20 protein-coding genes are annotated in these 22,472 nt (G+C 66.1%); 8 read left to right on the top strand and 12 right to left on the bottom strand.

Translation table 11 applies throughout. The annotated features are described in order from the left end of the window. Nucleotides 1-2: 2 nt before the first annotated feature. The 3 genes from N7590_RS15110 to N7590_RS15100 form a co-directional block, all read right to left on the bottom strand. Nucleotides 3-518: a cytochrome c oxidase assembly factor Coa1 family protein gene (locus N7590_RS15110; protein WP_053511320.1), complete on the bottom strand. Its 516-nt coding sequence runs from the start codon at nt 516-518 to the stop codon at nt 3-5. Between the two features lie 25 nt (nt 519-543). Continuing rightward, nucleotides 544-2,769 carry a DPP IV N-terminal domain-containing protein gene (locus N7590_RS15105; protein WP_164242658.1) on the bottom strand — a complete coding sequence of 742 codons (2,226 nt, stop codon included), beginning with the start codon at nt 2,767-2,769 and terminating at the stop codon, nt 544-546. A gap of 158 nt (nt 2,770-2,927) precedes the next feature. Next, nucleotides 2,928-3,617 carry a glutathione binding-like protein gene (locus N7590_RS15100; RefSeq protein WP_053451106.1) on the bottom strand — a complete coding sequence of 230 codons (690 nt, stop codon included), beginning with the start codon at nt 3,615-3,617 and terminating at the stop codon, nt 2,928-2,930. A gap of 111 nt (nt 3,618-3,728) precedes the next feature. Here N7590_RS15100 and N7590_RS15095 point away from each other — a divergent pair, with 111 nt between their 5' ends. Together N7590_RS15095 and N7590_RS15090 are read left to right on the top strand one after the other, a co-directional pair. After that, a complete protein-coding gene (locus tag N7590_RS15095) occupies nt 3,729-4,349 on the top strand; it encodes a TIGR00645 family protein (protein ID WP_053511322.1) in 621 nt (206 codons plus the stop codon). Between the two features lie 201 nt (nt 4,350-4,550). Then, complete coding sequence (locus N7590_RS15090) at nt 4,551-5,552, top strand: energy transducer TonB (protein ID WP_279935703.1); 1,002 nt, start codon at nt 4,551-4,553, stop codon at nt 5,550-5,552. An 82-nt stretch (nt 5,553-5,634) separates the two neighbouring features. Here N7590_RS15090 and N7590_RS15085 read toward each other — a convergent pair whose 3' ends face one another. Next, entirely contained in the window at nt 5,635-5,889 is a 255-nt protein-coding gene (locus N7590_RS15085) for a hypothetical protein (protein WP_164242659.1), read from the bottom strand. A gap of 77 nt (nt 5,890-5,966) precedes the next feature. On the opposite strand from N7590_RS15085, the gene N7590_RS15080 reads away from it, so the two are divergent. After that, entirely contained in the window at nt 5,967-6,755 is a 789-nt protein-coding gene (locus tag N7590_RS15080) for a helix-turn-helix transcriptional regulator (RefSeq protein ID WP_164242660.1), read from the top strand. Between the two features lie 35 nt (nt 6,756-6,790). On the opposite strand, the gene N7590_RS15075 is transcribed toward N7590_RS15080, so the two are convergent. The 7 genes from N7590_RS15075 to N7590_RS15045 all read right to left on the bottom strand — a co-directional run bounded on the left by N7590_RS15075 (nt 6,791) and on the right by N7590_RS15045 (nt 16,275). Further along, complete coding sequence (locus tag N7590_RS15075) at nt 6,791-7,795, bottom strand: DUF6708 domain-containing protein (protein ID WP_279935702.1); 1,005 nt, start codon at nt 7,793-7,795, stop codon at nt 6,791-6,793. A 4-nt stretch (nt 7,796-7,799) separates the two neighbouring features. Further along, nucleotides 7,800-10,505: a T6SS effector BTH_I2691 family protein gene (locus N7590_RS15070; RefSeq protein ID WP_164242913.1), complete on the bottom strand. Its 2,706-nt coding sequence runs from the start codon at nt 10,503-10,505 to the stop codon at nt 7,800-7,802. Next, nucleotides 10,502-11,350 carry a DUF4123 domain-containing protein gene (locus N7590_RS15065; RefSeq protein WP_164242914.1) on the bottom strand — a complete coding sequence of 283 codons (849 nt, stop codon included), beginning with the start codon at nt 11,348-11,350 and terminating at the stop codon, nt 10,502-10,504. Before N7590_RS15065 ends, N7590_RS15070 begins: the two co-directional genes overlap by 4 nt. A gap of 204 nt (nt 11,351-11,554) precedes the next feature. Continuing rightward, the gene (locus N7590_RS15060) at nt 11,555-12,739 is read right to left on the bottom strand and encodes an ABC transporter permease (protein WP_164242915.1); all 1,185 of its coding nucleotides are present in this window, start codon (nt 12,737-12,739) and stop codon (nt 11,555-11,557) included. Continuing rightward, entirely contained in the window at nt 12,736-13,482 is a 747-nt protein-coding gene (locus tag N7590_RS15055; RefSeq protein WP_040006902.1) for an ATP-binding cassette domain-containing protein, read from the bottom strand. Before N7590_RS15055 ends, N7590_RS15060 begins: the two co-directional genes overlap by 4 nt. Continuing rightward, entirely contained in the window at nt 13,479-15,005 is a 1,527-nt protein-coding gene (locus tag N7590_RS15050) for an alpha/beta fold hydrolase (RefSeq protein ID WP_164242916.1), read from the bottom strand. The genes N7590_RS15055 and N7590_RS15050 overlap by 4 nt, the downstream gene beginning before the upstream one ends. A gap of 67 nt (nt 15,006-15,072) precedes the next feature. Then, nucleotides 15,073-16,275, bottom strand: a complete 1,203-nt coding sequence (locus tag N7590_RS15045; protein ID WP_345781939.1) for a GGDEF domain-containing protein — start codon at nt 16,273-16,275, stop codon at nt 15,073-15,075. 155 nt (nt 16,276-16,430) lie between these two features. Between N7590_RS15045 and N7590_RS15040 the strand changes: the two genes are divergently transcribed. The 3 genes from N7590_RS15040 (at nt 16,431) to N7590_RS15030 (ending at nt 19,667) form a co-directional block, all read left to right on the top strand. Beyond that, nucleotides 16,431-16,916, top strand: coding sequence for a DUF1203 domain-containing protein (locus N7590_RS15040; protein ID WP_164242917.1), 486 nt, complete (start codon nt 16,431-16,433; stop codon nt 16,914-16,916). Between the two features lie 233 nt (nt 16,917-17,149). Next, nucleotides 17,150-18,322, top strand: a complete 1,173-nt coding sequence (locus N7590_RS15035; RefSeq protein ID WP_053511329.1) for a lytic polysaccharide monooxygenase — start codon at nt 17,150-17,152, stop codon at nt 18,320-18,322. 181 nt (nt 18,323-18,503) lie between these two features. Further along, nucleotides 18,504-19,667, top strand: coding sequence for a lytic polysaccharide monooxygenase (locus N7590_RS15030; RefSeq protein WP_164243000.1), 1,164 nt, complete (start codon nt 18,504-18,506; stop codon nt 19,665-19,667). Nucleotides 19,668-19,756: 89 nt separating this feature from the next. Here N7590_RS15030 and N7590_RS15025 read toward each other — a convergent pair whose 3' ends face one another. Beyond that, nucleotides 19,757-20,506: a ferredoxin--NADP reductase gene (locus N7590_RS15025; protein ID WP_164242997.1), complete on the bottom strand. Its 750-nt coding sequence runs from the start codon at nt 20,504-20,506 to the stop codon at nt 19,757-19,759. Between the two features lie 85 nt (nt 20,507-20,591). On the opposite strand from N7590_RS15025, the gene N7590_RS15020 reads away from it, so the two are divergent. Both N7590_RS15020 and N7590_RS15015 read left to right on the top strand, forming a co-directional pair. Further along, a complete protein-coding gene (locus tag N7590_RS15020) occupies nt 20,592-21,560 on the top strand; it encodes an ABC transporter ATP-binding protein (RefSeq protein WP_019336751.1) in 969 nt (322 codons plus the stop codon). Continuing rightward, complete coding sequence (locus N7590_RS15015; RefSeq protein WP_008267475.1) at nt 21,557-22,348, top strand: ABC transporter permease; 792 nt, start codon at nt 21,557-21,559, stop codon at nt 22,346-22,348. The genes N7590_RS15020 and N7590_RS15015 overlap by 4 nt, the downstream gene beginning before the upstream one ends. Nucleotides 22,349-22,472 lie beyond the last annotated feature (124 nt).

Here is a 22,472-nt window from a genome sequence, read left to right as displayed (position 1 = left end):
GGTCACAATGCGGCGGTCAGCGGGCACTCGCCACGATCACGGCAGGCCTGCAGCTCGCATTCGTGCGCCGCTTCATCATCATCCAGCGCGGTCAGGTCGAAGGTCTGCTTGTCCTCGGCCAGCACGTACATCACCGGGTAATCCCACACATCGTCGCTGCGGGTGCCCTTCACGAACAACCGGCCGTGCGCGTGCGGCCCTTCCAGCGAGACGGTCAGGCCGACATCACGCTGGCCGTTGATCGCGGTCTGCATGCTGCCCAGCGGCATCGACCCGGCACGCAGCGGCTCGCCGAACGCGTCCACCAGCTCGATGCTGCAGCCGGCGCGTCGCAGTGCTTCGCGCATCGGCGGGCTCGCGCGCGCCGCCTCGCTCCAACCCAGCACGCTCCAGGCCACCACGCCACCGACCGTGCCCAGCACCAGCACCACGGTCAACGGCATCGCCCAGCGCCAGTGGCGGCACCACCAGCCAGCAGATCGCTGCTGATGGGCGGGAATCGGCGGTGGCAGGGTCATCGGCGGGCTCCTTCCCGGCTGCGGATCAGGGTTTCAGGCAACGTCCCAGGAAGGCTTCGGCCACGCGGTAGCGATGCAGCGCATCGGCACCGGACAGGCCATGCTTGGCGCCCGGGTAAGTCATCAGTTCGAACGGCTGGGCACGCTTCTGCAGCGCGCTCATCAGGCTGGTCGAGTTGGTGAACAGCACGTTGTCGTCCGCCATGCCGTGGATCAGCAGCAGCGGCGAACGCAGGCCCTCGATATGGGTCAGTACGCGCGCTTCGCGGTAGCCCGCTTCATTGCGCGCCGGCAGGTCCATGTAGCGTTCGGTGTAGTGGCTGTCGTACAGCCCCCAATCGGTGACCGGCGCACCGGCCACGCCGCAGGCGTACTGGTTCGATGCCTTGGCCAGCAGCATCAGGGTCATGTAGCCGCCGTTGGACCAGCCCTGCACGCCGATGCGTGCCGGGTCCACCCACGGCTGCTGCTTCAGCCAGGCCACACCGCGCAGCTGGTCGGTCACTTCCACCGTGCCCTGCTTGCCGTACAGCGCGCCGCCGAAGTCACGGCCACGACGCGGGGTACCGCGGTTGTCCAGCGAGAACACCACGTAGCCCTGCTGGGCCAGGTACTGGTTGAACAGGTGATCACCGCGGCCGGGCCAGCTGTCGGTGACGGTCTGGCTGGCCGGGCCACCATAGACGTACACCGCTACCGGATAACGCTTGGACGGATCGAAGCCGGCCGGCTTGATCAGGCTGTAGTTGAGTGGGGTCTTGCCATCAGCGGCGGTGAGCGTGCCGAACTCGATCGGGCGCTGCGCGTCACGGTAACGCGCATACGGATGCTTGGGATCGGCCAGGTCGTTCTCGAGCAGGGTGGCGATCTTCTCGCCATTGGCACGGAACAGCTCGATCTGCGGTGGCGTGCTGCTGTTGGACCAGCTGTCGACATAGACACTGGCGTTGCGCGCGAAGCTGGCGCTGTGCATGCCCGGCGCCTTCGACAGCCGCTGCGGCTCGCCGCCCTGCAGCGACACCGCGTAGATCTGGCTTTCGCGCGAGGTCTCGATGCCGGCGCGGAAGTAGGCCTTGCCGGCTTTCTCATCGACCGCCAGCAGTTCGTCCACCGGCCAGTTGCCGCGGGTCAGCGCGGTGGCTTTGCCCTTGCTGTCGATGCGGTACAGGTGCTGGAAGCCGGTGCGTTCGGAAGACCACAGCACGCTGCCGTCTTCCAGGAAGCGCAGGCTGTTGTGCAGCGGCACCCAGGTCGGGCTGGTCTCGTGGGCGAGCACGCGCTGGCGGTTGGAATCGAGTGTCACTTCCACCAGGTCCAGCTGCTTCTGGTCACGCGACTGGCGCTGGAAGCTCAGGTGTTGCGCATCGCGCCAGTCCACGCGTGCCAGGTAGATGTCCTGTTCCTTGCCCAGGTCGACCCAGCGCGGTTGTGCGTCGGCGGCCGGCGCGATCACGCCCAGCTGCACGCGCACGTTGGCATCGCCCGCGGCCGGATAGCGCTGCTCGATCACGTCGGTGCGGTCGGCATAGACCTCGTAGCGCTTCTGCACCGGTACCGGCGACTCGTCGATGCGCGCGAAGGCGATGGCCGAATCGTCCGGCGCCCACCAGTAGCCGGTGTGGCGGTCCATCTCTTCATCGGCGACGAATTCGGCCACGCCGTTGCCGATGGTGGTGCTGCCGTCGCGGGTCAGCTGCAGCTGCTTGCCGGTGGCCAGGTCGATCACCCACAGGTTGCGGCCGCGGATGAAGCTGACGAAGCCGCCCTTCGGCGACAGCTTGGCGTCGGTGGCGAAACCCTCGCCGTGGGTCAGCTGGCGTACCGCGGCCTGGCCCTGCTGCTTGAGGTCGTACAGATACAGTTCGCCGCCGAGCGGGAACAGCAGGCGCTGCGCGTCCGGCGACCACTGGTAATCGACGATGCCGGTCATCGCGGCGATGCGCTGGCGCTCGCGGCGGGCCCTTTCCTCATCGCTGAGGGTCTCGGTGCCCGGCAGCACCACCTTGGAGTCGACCAGCAGGCGGGTCTGGCCGCTGCCGATGTCGTAGGTCCACAGGTCCAGCTGGTTGCGGTCGCTGTCCTTGCCGCGCAGGAAGCTGACCTGCGAACCGTCGGGAGCGACCTTCGGCTTCATCAGGGTCGGGCCGGACAACGGCAGCGGGCCGGTGATGGCTTCCAGGGTCAGCTTTTCAGCGTGGGCGGCGGTACTGGTGGCGAGCATGAGGGCGAGCGAAGCGAACAGGTGGCGCATGAAGAATCCCGGCAAACGGCAGGTCCGCCCACCACGATGGATGCAGGGCGGTCGTCCCCCATCCTAACCAAGCCCGTGCAGGAAGACAGCATGACCTTTTGCCCATAAGGCCTGCCCGTATGGGGTGCCGACCAGCGGTCGGCACCCACCGTCCCGGGTCAACGCTGGCCGAACAGGTGCCTGCGTTCTTCGTCGCTGAGCGGCTTGCCGGCGTTCGGATTCACCTGCTGGCGCAGGGCGTAGGCGCGCTGGGTGGCCGGGCGCGCGGCGATCGCTTCATGCCAGCGCTTCAGGTTCGGGAACGCGGAAAAATCGACGGGGATCTTGTCGTAGGCCCCGATCCACGGGTAGCTGGCCATGTCGGCGATGGTGTACTCATCACCGGCCAGGAAGGCGTGCTGGGCCAGGCGCTTGTCCATCACCCCGTGCAGGCGGCGCACCTCGTTGTCATAACGCTCGATCGCATACGGGATCTTCTCCGGCGCGTACACATTGAAGTGACCCATCTGGCCGCTCATCGGGCCCAGACCGGCCATCTGCCAGAACAGCCATTCCAGGGTGGTGACGCGGCCGCGCGGGTCGCTGGGCAGGAACTGGCCGGTCTTCTCGGCCAGGTACAGCAGGATTGCGCCGGACTCGAACACGCTCTGCGGGGCACCGCCATCGGCTGGGGCCTGGTCGACGATGGCCGGCATCTTGTTGTTGGGCGAGATCGCAAGGAATTCCGGCTTGAACTGGTCGCCCGAGCCGATGTTGACCGGGTGGATGCGGTACTGCAGGCCGGTTTCCTCCAGCAGCAGGGTCACTTTGTGGCCGTTCGGGGTGGGCCAGTAATACAGGTCGATCATGGCGGCGGCTCGGGTGCGGAAAGGAACCTGGAGTCTAGTGCGTGAGTTGGGTTGGCACCGTCATGGCGGGCCGGTAACCTCGCGGCTCCCCCGAAACGCAGCATCCCCCGCATGAGTGCAAACCGACCGCCGCTCTCCCCCCTGTCCACCCTGATCTTCGCCTCGCGCTGGCTGCAGCTGCCGCTGTACCTGGGCCTGATCGTGGCGCAGTGCGTCTATGTGTTCCTGTTCGGCAAGGAACTCTGGCACCTGATTTCGCACTCGGTCTCGATGGGTGAACAGCAGATCATGCTGATCGTGCTGGGCCTGATCGACGTGGTGATGATCTCCAACCTGCTGGTGATGGTGATCGTTGGCGGCTACGAGACCTTCGTTTCGCGGCTGCGCCTGGAAGGCCACCCGGACCAGCCGGAGTGGCTGAGCCACGTCAACGCCAGCGTGCTGAAGGTGAAGCTGGCGATGGCGATCATCGGCATCTCCTCCATCCACCTGCTGAAGACCTTCATCGCCAGTGGCGCACTGAATGGCATCCCGCTGTGCACGCCGGAGCAGATGAGCGTGGCCGCCGCCAACATCGGGATCGCCCGCTGCTCGATGCTGACCCCTGAAGGCGTGCTCTGGCAGACCATCATCCACTGCGTGTTCATCCTGTCGGCGATCGGCATCGCCTGGACCGACAAGCTGATGTCCAACAGCCACAGCAAGCCGCACGACAAGGCGCACGACCACTGATGTCGTCGCCGGTAGCGGCCGGGTTGCCGCTGCCTGTCCCGGCCACCGCCCCTTGTACGCGGCGGTGGCCGGGATGCTAGATTGCACCCTCGCCGTTGCCGGCGGTGGCGTCGGGAAACGTCACCCAGCCGCGCCCGGACCACAGGTCCCGGCCATGCATATCAATGATTTACGTCACGTCGTCTTCTAGAGGGGAGCAGGATGTCGCAGGTCTCAATGATCACCGCCGCGCGCCGGTGGCTGCCGGTTGCCCTGGCACTGGCGCTGGCCGCCTGCTCGGGCAAGGAGGAAGCTCCGGCTTCCGCGCCGGACAAGGCACCCGCCGCTGCTGCACCGGCCGCTCCGGTGGTCGCTGCCAAGGTGCAGTCGATGGGTACCGAACAGCTGCGCGAATCGGCCAGCCAGGCGCTGCGCGAGAACCGCATGTACGCGCCGGCCGGTGACAACGCCATCGAGTACTACCTCGCCCTGCGTGACAAGACGCCAGACGACGCCTCGGTGAAGAGTGCGCTGACTGACCTGCTGCCCTACACCCTGATCGCCGCCGAGCAGCATCTGGCGCGCGAGGATTACACCGAGGCGCAGCGCCTGGTGGCATTGATCGAGAAAGTGGATGCGTCCGCGCCGGCCCTGCCGCGCCTGAAGGAAGGCCTGGCCAAGGGCGTGCAGAACGCCGCCAAGCGCACCGAAGCGGAAGCCGAAAAGGCGAAGAAGGACGCCGAGGACCGCAGCAAGCAGCAGACCGAGCAGCAGCGTCTGACCGAGCAGCGCGCCAAGGAGGCCGATGCCGCCAAGCAGATTGCCGCACAGCAGGATGCCGCGCGCCGCGACAACGAACGGCAGGAAGCCGAGCGCCAGGCCGCCGCCCGTCGTGAAGCCGAGCAGAAGCAGCAGCAGGCCGCCGCGCAGCAGGCCAGCGCCGCACGCCAGGCTGCGGCCCCGGCTGCACCGACCCTGCGCCCGGTCAGCACGCCGGCGCCGCGTTATCCGGGCGAGGCCCTGCGCTCGGGCACCTCAGGCGAAGTGCTGGTGGAGATCACCGTCGGCACCGACGGCTCGGTGGTGAACGCACGCGTGCTGCGCGCGACACCCGCCCGCGTGTTCGACCGCGAAGCCCTCAACGCAGTGAAGCGCTGGCGCTTCGAGCCGGTCAGCGCTCCGGTCACCACCCGCCGCACCCTGGTGTTCGCACCGGGCGGCTGACCGCAAAAAGGGGACGGAGGGGATTAAGTCGCTTCCGCGCCACATTGACGCAAAGGCCCGGCTTGTCCGGGCCTTCTCCTTTTCAGGCCATGCCATCGATCAGGCGTTGCAACGCTGGATCACGCGCAGCCAGCACCTGGAACAGCCCCAGTGCGTGCAGACCCGGCAACAGCGCACGCAGGTCGGCCTCGGCGGTGGCACGAACGACGGCGTCAGCGGCAGGGTCCTGCCAGTCGCGGACGCTGGCGAGGAAGGCACCGACGCTGCCCTTGCGCACGGTCAGGCCGTTCACGTGCACGTCGTCCTGGTGATCGGGGAGGATGTCCTGCGGTTTCATGGGAATGGGCTCCTTGGGATGGGCCGCCAGTCTCAGGCTTGCAGTTCGACCGTTCTGCCGTATAACTGCCAACGTATATGGCAGATCAGCCAACCCAAGTGCCTTTGATCGATCCCGCACTGGCCGATGCGGCCACAGGGCCGTGGCTGCTGGGCGTACAGCTGACCATGCCGGGGACGCGACGCACGCCGCGTCACCAGCACGCACGCGGGCAGCTGCTGGGTGCGCGCCGCGGCCTGATGCGCATCGAAGCCGGCGACCAGCACTGGCTGCTTCCGGCGGGACACGTCGCGTGGGTCCCGCCTCGCCTGCCGCATGCATTGGCCAGCCTCGGTGACTTCGACGGCTGGAGCCTGTACTTCAGTTCTTCGGCCTGCGCGCCATTGCCCACTGTACCGCGCGTGTTCCAGCCCAGCATGCTGCTGCAGGCGGCGGTGCCACGCGCTCTGCAGTGGAGGCACGGCGCATTGGGGGATGCGCAGCTGAGGCTGGCCGGAGTAATTGGCGATGAGATCGCAGCTGGTCTTCCGTTGCCGCTGGCACTGCCGCAGCCACGCGATCGCCGCCTGCGACGGATCGCCACCGCGCTGGCCCGCGCGCCACATGATCCGCGCAGCGTGCAGGACTGGGCCGCTGCCAGCGGCCTGTCTGGCCGCAGCCTGGCTCGCCATTGGTTGGCCGAAACGGGCATGCCGCTCAGCCACTGGCGGCAGCGGTTGCGCGTACTGTTGGCATTACCGCGCCTCCTGTCAGGCGAAACGGTCATCGAAGTCGCGCTGTCGATGGGCTATGAAACACCCAGTGCATTCATCGCCGTGTTCAAGCGCGAGATGGGGGTGACACCGGCACGCTATGGTGCGGGGTGAGACTTGGCATGGTGGAGTGGTGAAACCCATACCGACTACTTTTCCGGCCGCCACATCATTCGCTCCTTATGGCGTTCCATCGCCCGCGCATAGATGTCCGGATCGCTGGCGAACTCCGCCATGAAGCGTGGCTCTGGAAGTCGATAGGGATCCTCAGGATCAATCTGGCATTCCGCCTCGATCTCAGGTGGGAAGACCGGCTTGCGGCAGGTCTTGAAAGTCAGCCACCGGCAGAGCGTGAGTGCGCCATAGACCGGGAACATCAGGTTGGTACGCAGCGGCATCAGTGCGGTGCCCATCATCAGGATGACCATCAGCCAGCAGTTGCGGATCGTTGGGTCCGACGAGAGCGTGATGACCCTGTCACGTGGGTCGTCGTAACAGATTTCCGGGCCGTCCTGCATATAGCGGCAGATCAGCGCCCATTCCTCGAGAATGTGATCGTCGTGATGCCAGAAGTGTCCGACGGTGAAGGTCTGCTGTATCTGCTGATTGCGGTCAAGAAGGTGACACCTGAGATCACGCAGCTCACGGTTCTGTGCGCCCCGGCCGATGTGGAAGAAGGCATAGGGCGAACCCCAGGGCACGGCCGTCACGCCGCCAGGGCCGTTATGCCGGAAGAAGTAGATCTTGCGGGTGATGCGATTGAAGCGGACCGGGTAGTGGGTGTACTGGAAGAGATCATGCTTCAGGTACACAAACCAGACCATTGCAAACATGGCTGATGACATCGCCAGCAGTATGGAAAAAAGCCCAATATTTCCAAGAAAGCCACCTTCCATTCGTGTAAGCGATATTGAAGGATCGACCAGCATCCAAGCCGCGATGAAGCAGACCACGAATGAAACGGCGCAGTTCGCCATTCCTTTGATCTTGAATGTCCTGTTCACAAATTCGATGTATTTGCCGTTGAACCTTATAAGCCCGAAGGCGTCATCTGGGCATATACCTTCACCACCGTCTTCTCTGAGGGCGGACGCCCTTTCCAATCCACTTATTGCGCGGTTGAATTTGAATTGTGGAATCCATCCTGTGAGCATCGACCTATCTCTTCAAAGCCGCCATAGTTTCCAACTGTTCATCGATGGAATCGAATGTTCGGGACTTGTTACGACCGAAATGTAGTGCACCGTCAATCCATCGTTCTACGTCGTCAGGCTTGAACCAAGCAACCACAACTGCCACAACCGCAGCAACAATCATCAGAACGATTGCCAGGGGTAATGCATATCCGCTCAACACGAGAAAGGATGCGGCCATTGTTAGACCGCCACTGAACATCATGCCTATCCCGTACGAGGGCGCCAGCTCAAAGTCTCTCGCACCTTCATAAACCGTCAACCCACCCAGTACCATCCCAGCAATCCCACTCAACCACCGCCCCGCCGCGTAGACGGCTCCTGCGCGAGTCTGAGCATAGGCTGCCCATCGCCCCAACGGCTCGGCCAGCCTCTGCGAGAACCAAGGCAACTTCGCTCCAATCTCCCCCAGCAGCATCGCCGAATCTCCCACCAGCGCACCCACGCCAGCAGCAAAGTTGGCGCCCAGCAGTGGGCGCTCACGCGGCAGTGCCTTGCTGTACTGCCTGCTTAGTTCGAACAGACTGGCGGAGGCAAACACCAGGCTGGCCGTGCCATAGGCGAACGAGGGGTTACCGACTTTGGCGAAGCTGCCCCGTATCGCGTCATACATATCGACGGTGGTCAGCGTTCGTGACAGCTCTGCATGGCGCGACGTTCCGGTGATCACCGCTTTCGCGTTCAGCGCCTTGAACAATCGCAACTGATCGCTGTCCACCAGGGCAACGAGTCCGATCCTGAAACGCTTTCCGTCCATGTCGGCATCAGCCGCAGCAACGGCGTGCGCGGCCACCGCGCGTGCCTGGCTGGCCGCGTTCAGGCCTGCGCGTTCGCTGACGGCCATCGCCAGAGCATTGCGCGCGCGCTTGGGCGTCGTGTATCCGCTCAGGTCCACCAGCTCGGCATCCGGCGATGCCGACTGGGCGAGTGCGGTCAGCATCCCCACCTGCATGCGGGTGGGCAACAGCATGGCGCTGCCCTCGAACGCCTTCCTGACGCCGGCTCCGATCATTCGCGTCAGTGGCCCTGAAAGCTGCTCCACCAGCCGTGCCGTCCCCTGGAACATCGCACTCAGCTTTCCGGCGGATTCTGCATCCAGCAGTGCCTTGAGCGCGTTGGAAAGGCCGTTGGCCGCTGTCAGCCAGTCCCGCGTGCCCGGCGCGACACTGGCCTTCTCCATGGTTTCCTTCCAGGTCTTCAGCAACGCATCCTGGTTCCACATCTGTGCTCGCAGAAGGATGGCTCCGGGGTCCTGCAGATCTTCCAGCTGCAGCTGCTCGAGCAGATAGCCCATGATGAGGCCGCGCGAGGCTGAGTCACGCAGCAGGTTGGTCACGACTTCCTGGTAGAGCACCCCGCTGGTGCTGTCCTTGCTGTCGAAGTTGCTCTGCATGTGCTGCTTGAAAGCAGGCGCCTGCCACCATGCGATCATTGCCCGATCAAGATCGGCCACGGTGTCTTCATAGAACCGCTCCTGCGCAGGCGCGTAGATCGTCTTCAACCAGTGGGTATGCGAGTCGGCCTGGCGCAGGTGACGGCTGTACTTGCGCCAGGACTTGTCGGCCTGGACCAGCACCGCCTCCTCATCCTCGACAGCAAATATGTCGTGATTCCATGCGTGCAGGGGCCTGGCCAGCTGCTCCGCATTGGTCTTTCCGCCCAGTATGCTGACCATGCCACGACCGAACAGGGCCGCCTCCCTGCGGCGGTAACCGACTTCTTCGAACGCCCCTTGTCGCACTGCGCCCTCCATCAGCGAGATGGACGACGCAGACTGGACCCTCTCCCGCCGCTCAGGCTCGGCCTCCCATTCGAGAATGCGTTCGATGGCGAGCTGGTTGAGATCGGAAATGATGCCAATCGGATCGTCCAGCGCCACCAGCGCAGGCGGCGATACCTGCGGATGGCCGGCAGCGATGTCTGCCTGCGCGATCAACTGGTCGACCTGCGCAGTGGAGTAGTTCGCCCACTGATCCAGGCTGTACTCGAATGCATGCACGCCGGGAACTGCGTTGATCGCCGGAATGCCCTGCACTCCCCGATCATTGCGTGAGACTGTCAATGTCGTGGATGGCTTGGCGAGATGGAGTTCAGCCACCAGGGCGGGAGCTTGCCCGAGTTCGGCAAGGTGTGGCTGCGGCTGCCCACCGGCCCGCCACGCGGCAACGTCAATGCATCGCATGTGCCGCTGGCGATAGGCGGGATCCTGGTGCATCCCCCACACCCTGCGCGTCCACGGTGCGCTGCTGTAGGCCAGCCACAACAGGGTTGCCTGGGCGGCGTCGGGCACGATGATGCATTTGGACAGCAGCGTTTCGCCGTGGCGCGAGCACCTCGCCGGCTGCGTATCGTTCTGGGGCGGTGGGGTCCGGTCGCGGATGTCGAACGCACTCAGGTCGCCGTATTCGTTCAACTGCCACGCTTTCCACTCATCACGCGCCTGGTGGTAGCTGTAGACATAGCCGCCGCGCAGCAGGCGAAGTGCATAGCGTGCAGACACTTCCGGCAACGGCTGCTCGCCCGCAACGCCATCGAATGGCGCTTGCAGCACCGGCGCTGCCTCACGGACCTCCGCATCTGCCCGCGCCACCGCGTAGCGCGTAAGCAGCAGCGGCAATCCGGACGTGATGCAGTTCGGGCAGTAGTCGGGATCGCTTTCGAGTCCAGTCATGCCGCCTCCGTCTGCAGACCGTGTTGGCGTTCCAGTTGGCAGGCCATGCGATAGGACATCCCCTGCTGGTGGACACGCGTGAGCCGCAGGTTCAGTGCCGCCTGCTCGGCCGCATCCCCGGTGCCGCGCAGTCGCTGGCACGCATACGCCTGCTGATCGTCCAGATCCTGTAGCCCCATGCTCTGGGCCTCGCCGATCGCCTGCAGCACCGCAGGCAGCAGCGTGCTTGCATGGCCGCCCCTCTCTTCGGAAAGATCTCTCAGGCAACCATTGATGCAGGCGACCTGGGTCAGAACACTCCACTGGTCCGGATGGATCAATGGGCCGGACGGACCCTCGGCAGCCGGCCGAGGGTGAGTACGCCACGTGTTGCCCAGCGGCTCATGCCAGGTCCATGCCGAGATCGGTCCCATCAACTGTGCCATCTGCGAAGGACCCAGCAACCACCGAAGGTGTCGGAAGACCCGTGCGTCGTGGATGCGGAACAACACCCTTCCAGCATGCGGTCGCAGAAGGGCCATCCGGTTCATCAGATGGTTTCGGACCCGGTCCGGTACGTCACTCTCAAGCAGGGTGCAGAACAGCGGCCGGCCACGATCACGCAGCTGGGCATCGGCCCGCTCAAGCAGTTCAAGCCGCGTCTGCCAGGGCAGCGCATGCAGTGGCACCAGCAAGGGGGGATTGTGCAGTCGCCTGCCCAGCAGCGGTGGGTTCAGCGGTTCGACGGGAAGATCGGCGAACTGTGCGGTAGCAACCTGCGTCGGATCGACGATGCCATGCGTCTGCGCGAGGAAGGTGCGATGCCCCATGTCGACAGGGGCCGCGTCTGGTGAGTCCAGGTCCATTGGATCACGGTGGGAAAGTGTGATTCCACGGTAGGACCCTGCACCTGAGGCGTTAAGAGGCAGACGCGACAGTTCGCGCAATCGCCCCACTTTTGCAACTTTTCGTACGGCGGTGCCGACGCCCTGCAGCCGGACACGACGAGGCCCGGAATGACCGGGCCTCGCTTCAGATCCGCCGGGCGTAGCCCGGCGCGTGCCCTGGGGTCAGCCGGAGATGGCCAGGCGTTCGTTGTGGTAGCGGCGAACCGCGGCGAACCACAGCACGGCGGCCAGGCCCAGGCTGGCGCCGAGGTAGATCGCCCACACCGAGGGGGTGATGGTCTCGTGGCGGATCACCTTCAGCAACATCTGGTTCTGCGACAGGAACGGCACCGCGTACTGCCACAGCTGGCTTTTCACCGGATAGGCGATCAGCGCGTAACCCGGCAGCATCGGCAACAGCATCAGCCAGGTCATGTGGCTCTGGGCTTCCTTCATGCTCTTGGCCGCAGCGGCCAGGAAGGTCAGCAGCGAGGTGCCGATCAGCAGCATCGGCAGCATCACCAGCAGCATCTGCACCATCGCCATGATGTTCATGTTGAGCTGGCGGCCGATGTTGCCCGGCGCGATCTGGGCACTGACCTTGAACGCGATCAGGGTCAGCAGCAGCGACGCGAAGCCGACCATGCAGGCGGCGGCGATCTTGCCGCTGACGATGGCGCTGCGCGACCCCGGCGTGGCCAGCAGCGGTTCAAGAGACTGCCGCTCGCGCTCGCCGGCGGTGGTGTCCATCACCAGATAGGCGCCGCCCAGGAACGAGGTCAGGGTCAACAGGATCGGCAGCAGTGCCGACAGCATCAGGCCGCGCTTGGCTTCGGCACTGGCCATGTCCTGGCTGGCCATGTCCAGTGGCCGTGCAACCTGGGCGTCGATGCCACGCGCCATCAGCCGCAACGCACCGACCTGGCCGTTGTAGGTGGCCAATGCCGACTGCAGGCGTGCCGTAGGCACCTCGGCGGCACGCCGCGTGCTGTCACGGATCACCTCCACCAGCGCCGGCTTGCCGTCGGCCCAGTTGCGGCCGAACTCCGGGCTGATGCGCAGCGCCACATCGATCTCCTGCGAGCGGATGGCCTCGGCCAGGTCCTTCGGCGCGGCAGTGGCATTCAGTCCCTGGGCGGCCAGGAAGCGCACCAGGTTCGGTGCGTGCTCGGCACCGATGGTAGGAATCTGCAGCGGCTGCTCGATCTGGGTGCGCACGCGGCTTTCAGACAGCTTGCCCATGCCCAGGATCAGCAGCGGATACAGCAGCGGGCCGAACAGCAGGGTCAGCGCCAGTGTGCGGCGGTCGCGCGACAGGTCACGCAGCTCCTTGCGCATCACCGTCATCAGGGTCGACATCATGCTCATGCGTGCAGGCCCTCTTCGCTGCCGATCAGTTTCACGAACGCGTCTTCCAGGTTGGATTCGCCGGACTGCGCGCGCAGTTCATCGGCGCTGCCGGCGGCCATCACCGTGCCCTTGGCGATGATCACGATGTGGTCGCACAGCGCGCCCACCTCCTGCATGATGTGGCTGGACAGGATCACGCAGCGGCCCTCCTCGCGCAGGCCCAGCAGAAAGCGGCGCAGCGCGCGCGTGGTCATCACGTCCAGGCCGTTGGTGGGTTCATCGAGGATCACGTTGCGCGGGTCGTGCACCAGCGCACGGGCGATAGCGGTCTTGGTGCGCTGGCCCTGCGAGAAGCCATCGGTCTGGCGGTCGAGGATGTCACCCATGTCCAGTGCATGCGACAGCACTTCGATGCGTTCGCGGATGCGCTGCGCGGACAGGCCGTGCAGCTCGCCGAAGTAGGCGATGTTCTCGCGCGCGGTCAGGCGCTTGTAGACGCCGCGCGCATCGGGCAGCACGCCAAGATGGCGCCGCACTTCCACCGGGTCGCGGGCGGCGTCGATGCCGTCGACGCTGATGCTGCCCTGGTCGGGTGTCATCAGCGTGTACAGCATGCGCATGGTGGTGGTCTTGCCGGCGCCATTGGGGCCGAGCAGGCCGGTGATCTGGCCATCGGCGGCACGGAAACCGACGTTGGACACCGCCTGGATGCGGCCGGTGCGGGTGTCGAAGGCCTTGTGCAGGTTGTCGGCGACGATCATGGGGTCCATCCGTTGAACGAGGTGAACGCCGGCACGTAGCTCAGCGTATCCAGGCAGCTGGCATCGAGCGCCTTGGCATCGGTGGTGTCGATGAACTGGCCAAGCAGCCGCGGCATGCAGCCGGCGTTGAGCGTGCCATGGCCCTGCCCGCGGGCGACCAGCGCACGGCCATTGGGAAGGCCCTTGAGCACCTGTTCGGCATAGCGCGGCGGGGTGACCGGATCCAGTTCACCGGAGAGCAGCAGCACCGGCAGGTCAGACTTCAGCGGCGCGGTCAGCGCGGCCGGTGCCGGCTGATGCGGCCACACCGGGCAGGCAGCGAAGAACGCACGCGCCGCTTCGGCACCGAACAGGACGTCATCGCTCTCTGCCGGGGCCTGGAAGCGCGGCGCATCCTCGCTGCAGATCACCGACCACTGCATGCCACGATTGATCTGGAAATCCATGCTGCGGGTCGCGCCGCGCACCAGCGAGGCCAGCGGTGCGTATCGGCCCTGCGCCGCTTCATCCAGCACCAGCGGCAGCAGCGAGGAATATTCGGGCACGTAAGAGAATGCGAAGGCCAGGCCGACCACGCTGTCCGGAGACAGCACGTCCTGGCGGGGTGCATTGGTGCCGGGATCGCGGTAATCGACCGTGACCGGCGCACGCCGCAGGGTCTCGGCCACGGCGCGCAGCTGTTCCCGGGTATCGACCGGGAACCGCTTGCTGCAGACGGCGTCCTTGCGGCACTGCGCCGACTGCAGGGTGATCGCGTTGTCGAACGTGCGGGCAAACTCGCCGCCGACCACCAGGTCGTTGGGCACCACGCCATCGATGACCAGGCTGCGGGTGTGCTGCGGATAGGCGATCGCGTAGCGCTGGGCGACGCGCGTTCCGTAGGAACCACCGACCAGGTTCAGCCTGTCCACGCCCAGCGCCTGGCGTACGGCGTCCAGATCGGCGATGGCCTCGGCGGTGGTGTAAAAGCGTGCATCGGCGCGCCCCTGCAGCGAGGCTGCGCAGCGCTGCGCGTAATCACGCAGCGAGGCCTCGGTGGGGGCCGCGTCCTCGTCCATCTGCAGTTCCTTGCCATCCGCGCCGAGGCAGCTGAGCGGGTTGGAACCGCCGGTACCGCGCTGGTCGATCAGGAACACGTCGCGCTGCTTGCGCACCTGGCGCAGCGCGCTGTCGACGATGACCGCCACTTCGCTGGCGGCCTGCCCGGGGCCACCGGCCAGGAAGAACACCGGATCAGGCTGGCCGGCTCCGCTGCTGCCCGATTCCAGCCAGGCGATGCGCAGGTCTATCTGGCGGCCGCCGGGGTGGGCGCGGTCCTCCGGCACCTGCAGGGTCGCGCACTGGGCTTCGACATTGGCGCTGGCACCTTCGGTGGACAGCGTGCAGGGCTGGAAATCGATGGCGCCGAAGGGGCGGCTTGGGGCGTCGCTGGCGCCCTGGGTGTCGGCTGACGGCGGCTGGCTGCAACCGGCAAGCATCAGGCTGGCCAGCATTCCGGCCAGCGCGAGGTGGTGTCTTTGCATCGTGCTCGTTTCCCCTGGAGGCGTTCCTGTCGACCACGACGGGCTGCCGCGGAAGATGTGACCCAACTTACACGGGCACGGCCTCGACGGCGATGGGAAACGGCGAAATCGCCGCTGCCGGTGCGCAGGCCAGCTGATCGCGCCCGGCGGCCTTGGCCTGGTACAGCGCCGCATCGGCGGCGGCCAGCAGCGTGGACATGTCACCCTGGCCCTCGTCCATGGCCAGTCCCACGCTGGCGGTGACCGCAACCGGCCCCGTCACCAGCACCGCCGGGTGCCGTTGCAAGCGGGTGCGGATCACCGCCGCCAGCATGACGGCGTCGCTCGACGTGCTGCCCGCCAGCACCAGCACGAATTCCTCGCCCCCATAGCGGCCCAGCAGGTGCGTCCTTCCCTGCGTGCAGTGCTGCAGCACGGCAGAGAAGTGGCGCAGCACCTGGTCACCGGCCAGGTGCCCCCAACGGTCGTTGATCTGCTTGAAATGGTCGACATCGACCAGCAACAGCGCCAATGGGCGGCCCTGCTGACGGACGCGCTGCAACTGCGCCTGGCCATCGGCCAGTACCGCGCTGCGGTTGAGCAGGCCGGTCAGGCCATCGGTGCGCGCCGCGTGCCGCAGGTCGACCAGCATGCGCTCGACCAGCAGCAGCACCATGGCGAAGCAGCGCGCCAGCTCCAGCATCACCCCTGCAATGTAGGTGACGAACATCGGCGAGCCGGTGCGCATGATGTCCTCGCCGGCGTCGGGCGCCACCGGCAGGAACAGGCGCACGGCATACAGCGTGGCTTCGGCCAGGAACACCACCGCCGCCAGCCGGCAGCTGGTGCGTTGCTGCGCCGGTGCATGGCGCAGCAGCAGCCAGGCAATCCAGCCATCGACGATCAGTGCGAACACACTGAACACCTGCAGGCGCATGTGCAGGTCCGGCCAGAGCACCAAGAACGCGAAGATGCAGGCCATGAACGCCGCCGCCATCAGCAGCGGCCGCCACAGCGGCAGTGGCTGCTGCAAATGCAGCGCCACCCCGCGCAGCATCATCAGGCCACAGCCAGCCACCGCTGCATTGCCGGCCAGCACGGCAGGCGCCAGCGGCAGGTAGGGCCGCAGTGCCAGCAGGGTCACCCCCAGCGTCAGCAGCCACAGGCTGATGGTCCACTGCCGCAGTACCGGTTGCCCGCGCAGCACCATCAGCAGCAGCGAGAAGCCGACGGCGATGCCGATGCAGAGCAGGAAGCCAAGCACGGTGATGGTGGGAAAATCCAGGGACATGCGGCGCTCGTCGGCCGGGGCAGGCGCGCGCATCTTAGCGCCTTGCCGCGCGATGCCTGCGGTGTTGCTTGGCCTGGCGTGGATGCGAGGTCGCAAAACGGCGAGCAATGCCACCGATGCACGCGCAGAATCCGCGGAAAACCAAGGAGCTGCCCATGCACGCGTGGTACCTCGGTGGCCTCGACCACCGCCCTTTCCAGCACTTGTTCGAGAAGAACGACACTGCGCTTGCCGCGCTGGGCATCCAGCGCCGCTGGGCCGGTGATGGCGGCGGCCATCCCTGCCGGATCAGCCTGAGCGACCCGCCCAGTGGCAGCGAACTGCTCCTGCTGTCGCATGTCCATCTGCCCCTGCACTCGCCCTATCACGCGTCCGGCCCGATCTTCGTACAGCGCGGCGTGACCCGGTGCGTGCTGCCACCCGGCGTGGTGCCGCCCTACGTGCAGCGGCGGATGATCTCGGTGCGTGCCTACGACCGGTCTGCGCTGATGCTCGGTGCCCAGGTCTGTGCGGGTACCGACGTCGCCGCGCAGCTGGATGCGCTGTTCGCCAACGCGGCGGTGGCGTTCGTGCAGTTGCACAACGCCGCGCATGGCTGCTTCTCGTGCCAGGCGGACAGGATCGATGCACAGGCGGCGTAGCGTGGCCTCCACGACGTGATCGGCGCCACGCCGATCGCGTGACGCCCAGCGCATCCGTTCAGCCCCACGTGAAGCCTGCGGGAAGGGCTTCACATGCGCAGTCACGGATCGGAGCGTCCAGGGTTCCACACCCTGCAGCGCGACTCGATACTCGCCGGGGTGGCGCCGGAAGTCCGCCGCGCAGCGCAGTTCCTGCGGTCACCGCTCCCTTTCGACGACCACAAGGATGCGCCATGTCATTCCGATCCACACCGCTGTTGCTGGCCACCTCATTCGCTGCTGCAGGCCTGGCCCTGGCCGGCACCGCGTCCGCCCACGGCACCATGACCACGCCGGTCAGCCGCGTCTATGCCTGCTTCCAGGGCAACCCGGAGAACCCGACCAACCCGGCCTGCGCCGCCGCAAAGGCAGTGGGCGGTTCGCAGGCGTTCTACGACTGGAACGGCATCAACCAGGCCAACGCCAACGGCAACCACCAGGCCGTGGTCCCCGACGGCAAGCTGTGCAGCGGCAACAACCCGACCTTCCGCGGCCTGGATCTGGACCGCAGCGACTGGCAGACCACGCCGATCCAGCCCGATGCCAACGGCAAGTTCACCTTCGTGTTCAAGGCGACCGCGCCGCACGCCACGCGTGACTGGCGCTTCTTCGTCACCCGCGACGGCTGGCAGCCGGGCAGCCCGCTGCGCTGGGCCGACCTGCAGGAGTTCTGCACACTGGGCAACACGCCGCTGTCGGCCGATGGCACCTACAAGCTGCAGTGCACGCTGCCGCAGCGCAGCGGCCAGCACGTGATCTACAACACCTGGCAGCGCTCGGATTCGACCGAAGCGTTCTACACCTGCATGGACGTGCGCTTTGAAGGCAACGGCGGCGGCACCACGCCGGTGCCGCAATGGCAGGATGCCGGCCCGGTGACCGCACGTGGCGAACTGCCGGTCGGAACCACCCTGGCCCTGCGGGTGTTCAACGCCAACGGCAACGATGTGGAGCGCGTGGAGGCGACGCTGGCCAGTGGCCAGACCGCGCCCGCGCAATGGCCATTGGCGCTGGCGCGCAAGGTCAATGCCAGCGCGCAGCATGCGCGCGTGGGCGTGCTCAGCAACGGTGTGATCACACCCGCTGCGTCGGCCACCGGCAACCGGGTGTATCTGAAGAACGGCAACCGCTTCCAGCTCGACACCCAGCTACCGGACCCGGGCACGCCCTCGCCGGGCGGCGATTTCGATCATGTGTACCCCGCCGGCATCGGCAGCTACCTGCCCGGCCAGACCGTGGTGAAGGGCAGCGACGGCAAGCTGTATGCCTGCCGCCCGTTCCCGGAAGGCGCCTGGTGCAACGTCAATGCCGAGGCGTACCGGCCGGGCGTGGGCGCGGCCTGGCGCGATGCGTGGATCGCGTACTGAGACCGGATGCAGGGAACGGTGCCGAAGCACCGTTCCCTGCAAATCTTGAAACGCACTGGCTTGCAAGCGTGAAGCCGTTCCCACTCGAGATCACGCAGCTTTTTTTTCAAAGTAATCCGATGGATACAGGCAGCCGGCATACCGAGACTTCACCGGGTTCCACCACCCACAGGAGATCTCCATGCATCTGTCCCACCGGGCCGTCCTCGCGCTGTCCGTGATCGCCGGCGTAGCCGCTTCAGGCAGCGCGTTCGCCCACGGCACCATGTCCAAACCCTCCAGCCGCGTCTATTCCTGTTACCAGGGCAACCCCGAAAACCCGACCAATCCAGCCTGTGCGGCGGCCAAGGCCATCGGGGGCGCGCAGCCGTTCTACGACTGGGCCGGCATCAACCAGGCCGACGCCAATGGCAACCACCAGGCCGTGGTGCCCGATGGTGAGCTGTGCAGCGGTGGCAACAGCAAGTACCGCGGGCTGGACCTGAACCGCACTGACTGGCAGACCTCACCGATCCGTGCCGACGCGCGCGGTCGCTATACCTTCGAATTCAAGGCGCCGGCACCCCACGTCACCCGGGACTGGAAGTTCTTCGTCACCCGCGAAGGCTGGCAACCGGGCAGCCCGCTGCGCTGGGCCGACCTGCAGGAGTTCTGCACGCTGGGCAACGTGCCGATTTCCGGCGACGTCTACAAGCTGGACTGCCCGTTGCCCAAGCGCAGCGGCCAGCACGTGATCTACAACACCTGGCAGCGCTCCGATTCGACCGAAGCGTTCTACACCTGCATGGATGTGCGCTTTGAAGACGGTGGCGGCGTCACCCCGCCCCCGCAGTGGCAGGACGCCGGCCCGGTCACCGCCCGTGGCGCGCTGGAAGTGGGCACGACCCTGACCCTGCGCGTGTTCAATGGCAACGGCAACGACCTCGAACGCCCGGAAATCACCCTGGCTGCCGGCCAGACCGGCGCGACGCAGTGGCCGCTGGCCCTGGCCCGCAAGGTCAACGCCAGCGCGCAGCACGCCCGCGTCGGCGTGATGAAGAACGGTGTGATCACCCCGGTCGCTTCGGCCAGCGACAACCGCGTCTACCTGAAGCCGGGCAACCGCTTCCAGCTCGATACCCGGGTGCCGGATCCGGATCCGGTCGATCCGCCGCCGGGCGACTACGACTTCGTGTACCCGGCGGGTATTGGCAGCTACATCCCCGGCCAGACCGTGGTGAAGGGCACCGATGGCAAGCTGTACGCCTGCCGCCCGTTCCCGGAAGGCGCCTGGTGCAACATCAATGCCGAGGCCTACCGTCCGGGCACCGGCTCTGCCTGGCGTGATGCCTGGATCGAGTACTGAGTCACGGCACCGGGGGCGGCGTGATGCCGCCTCCGGTGGGCATTTCAAGGCGCCATGAGGTTGCCGGCCAGCGGCCGGCACTACCTTACTTACTTGCTGCTGACGTACTTCTCGCGGCGGATCTGCGGGTTGCCCAGGCCGGCGGCCTTGAGCAGCTCGGCACAGGCATCGACCATGTCCGGGTTGCCGCACAGGTAGGCGATGTCGGTGGCCGGGTCCGGGGTGAAGCCAGCCAGCGCCTGCTGCACGTAACCGTGCTGCACGTCCGGATGCGGATCGGCCGGCAGTTCGCGCGACAGGCACGGAACATAACGGAAGTTCGGGTGCTTTTCGGCGAAGCTGTAGAAATCTTCGCTGTACAGCAGTTCGCCCGGGCTGCGCGCGCCCTGCAGCAGCACGATCTGCACGCCGCGCTCGGCCATGGCCATTTCCAGCAGCGGCAGCATCGAGCGGTACGGGGTGACGCCGGTGCCGGTGGCGATCAGCAGGTAGCGGCCGTTGTGGTCACCGGGATTCAGGCAGAAGCGGCCGTAGGGGCCGGACGCGCTGACCTGGCCACCGTGCTCCAGCGCCTCGAACAGGGCCGTGGCGGCACCGCCAGGCACGAAACTGACCGCGATATCCACCGCCTCGCCCGGGCCCAGCGCGTGGTCGTGGATGGTCGCCAGTGAGTAGCTGCGCTTGGTCTCGGTGCCGTCGGCGTAGCTGAAATGGACCTGGATGAACTGGCCCGGCTGGAAATCCAGCGGCTGTCCGTCATCACGCACGAACTGGTAGTGGCCGACGGTCGGGGCCAGCATGCGGCGGCCGACCAGCTTGAGGGGGAATTGAACAGGCACGACTTTTCGGGACAGTGTGTAGCCGGGGCAAGCCCTCGGGGTCTTCTATAATAGCCCCTCCCCGCCCCCTCTCCAGCGCCAGCCCATGGGCGCGAAGGCTTCGAGCTTGGCATCCCAGAACGATATGGCGCCCGCCCTGCGCGTGCGCGACCTGCGCAAGACCTACGACAACGGCACCCAGGCCCTGAAGGGGGTTTCCCTGGAAGTGGCCCCGGGCGACTTCTTCGCCCTGCTCGGCCCCAACGGCGCCGGCAAGTCGACCCTGATCGGCATCATCAGTTCCCTGGTCAACCTCAGCGAGGGCCAGGTGGAGGTGTTCGGCAGCGACCTGGTGCGCAACCGCAGCGCCACCATGCGCCTGATCGGGCTGGTGCCGCAGGAGATCAACTTCAACCTGTTCGAGAAGCCCTTCGACATCCTGGTGAACTACGCCGGCTTCTATGGCGTGCCGCGCGAGGAGGCGGAGCAGCGCGCCGAAGAGGAGCTGAAGCGGGCCCACCTGTGGGAGAAGGCCCAGGTGATGAGCCGTACGCTGTCCGGCGGCATGAAGCGCCGGCTGATGATCGCGCGCGCGATGATGACCCGCCCGCGCCTGCTGATCCTGGACGAGCCGACCGCCGGCGTGGACATCGAGATCCGCCGCGACATGTGGCGCGTGCTCAAGGAGATCAACGCGGCCGGCACCACGATCATCCTCACCACGCATTACCTGGAAGAAGCCGAGTACCTGTGCCGCCACCTGGCGATCATCAACCACGGCCAGATCGTCGAGCAGGGCCCGATGCGCGCCCTGCTGGCCAAACTGGACGTGGAAGGCTTCCTGCTGGACATCGACGGTGAGCTGCCCGCGCAGCTTCCGGTGATCGAGGGCGCGACCCTGACCGCACCGGACCCGCATACGCTGGACATCGACATGCCGCGCGCGATGGACCTCAACCGTGTGTTCGCCACGCTCAACGAGGCCGGCATCCGCGTGCGGTCGATGCGTACCAAGAGCAACCGCCTGGAGGAGCTGTTCGTGCGCCTCACCGGCAACCTGGAGACCTCCGCATGAGCACCACCGAGCTGACCGACGGCCAGCGCAACCGCGTCGCGCTGATGACCATCGTGCGCCGCGAAGTCGCCCGCATCATGCGCATCTGGGGCCAGACCCTGGTGCCGCCGGCGATCACCATGACCCTGTACTTCCTGATCTTCGGCAACCTGATCGGGTCGCGCGTGGGTGACATGGGCGGCTACACCTACATGCAGTTCATCGTGCCGGGCCTGGTGATGATGAGCGTGATCCAGAACAGCTACGGCAACATCAGCTCCTCGTTCTTCGGCGCCAAGTTCGGCCGCCACGTGGAGGAACTGCTGGTCAGCCCGATGCCGAACTGGGTGATCCTGTGGGGTTACGTAGCCGGTGCCGTGCTGCGCGGCCTGATGGTGGGCGTGATCGTGCTGATCATCGCGATGTTCTTCACCCCGGTGCGCATCCCGCACCCGATCGTGATGCTGACCACGGTGATCCTGGGCGCGACGATCTTCTCGCTGGCCGGCTTCATCAACGCGGTGTACGCGAAGAAGTTCGATGACGTGGCGATCGTGCCGACCTTCATCCTGACCCCGCTGACCTATCTGGGCGGCGTGTTCTATTCGGTGAAACTGCTGCCGGGCTGGGCCGAGGCGGCCACGCACGCGAACCCGATCTTCTACATGGTCAATGCGTTCCGCTATGGCCTGCTGGGCAGCAGCGACGTTCCTCTGCCGATGGCCTACGGGCTGATGATCGGTTTCGTGGTGGTGCTGACGGCGCTGGCGCTGTGGCTGCTGCGCCGTGGCGTGGGCATGCGTAGTTGAGTTCTGCGTGCAGGGCCTGCGGCCCTGCACCCGCCGAATCAACTTCAACGGCAACGGCAAAAGCAACAGCATGCATTCCGCGGGATGGCAGGGTGGGTCCGGTTACGGGGGACGCCGTAAACCC

Source organism: Stenotrophomonas sp. GD04024 (assembly GCF_029837545.1).
GTDB lineage: Bacteria > Pseudomonadota > Gammaproteobacteria > Xanthomonadales > Xanthomonadaceae > Stenotrophomonas > Stenotrophomonas forensis.
The sequence above is the reverse complement of the archived record's forward strand: the minus strand, read 5'-3'. Positions and strand labels throughout refer to the sequence as shown.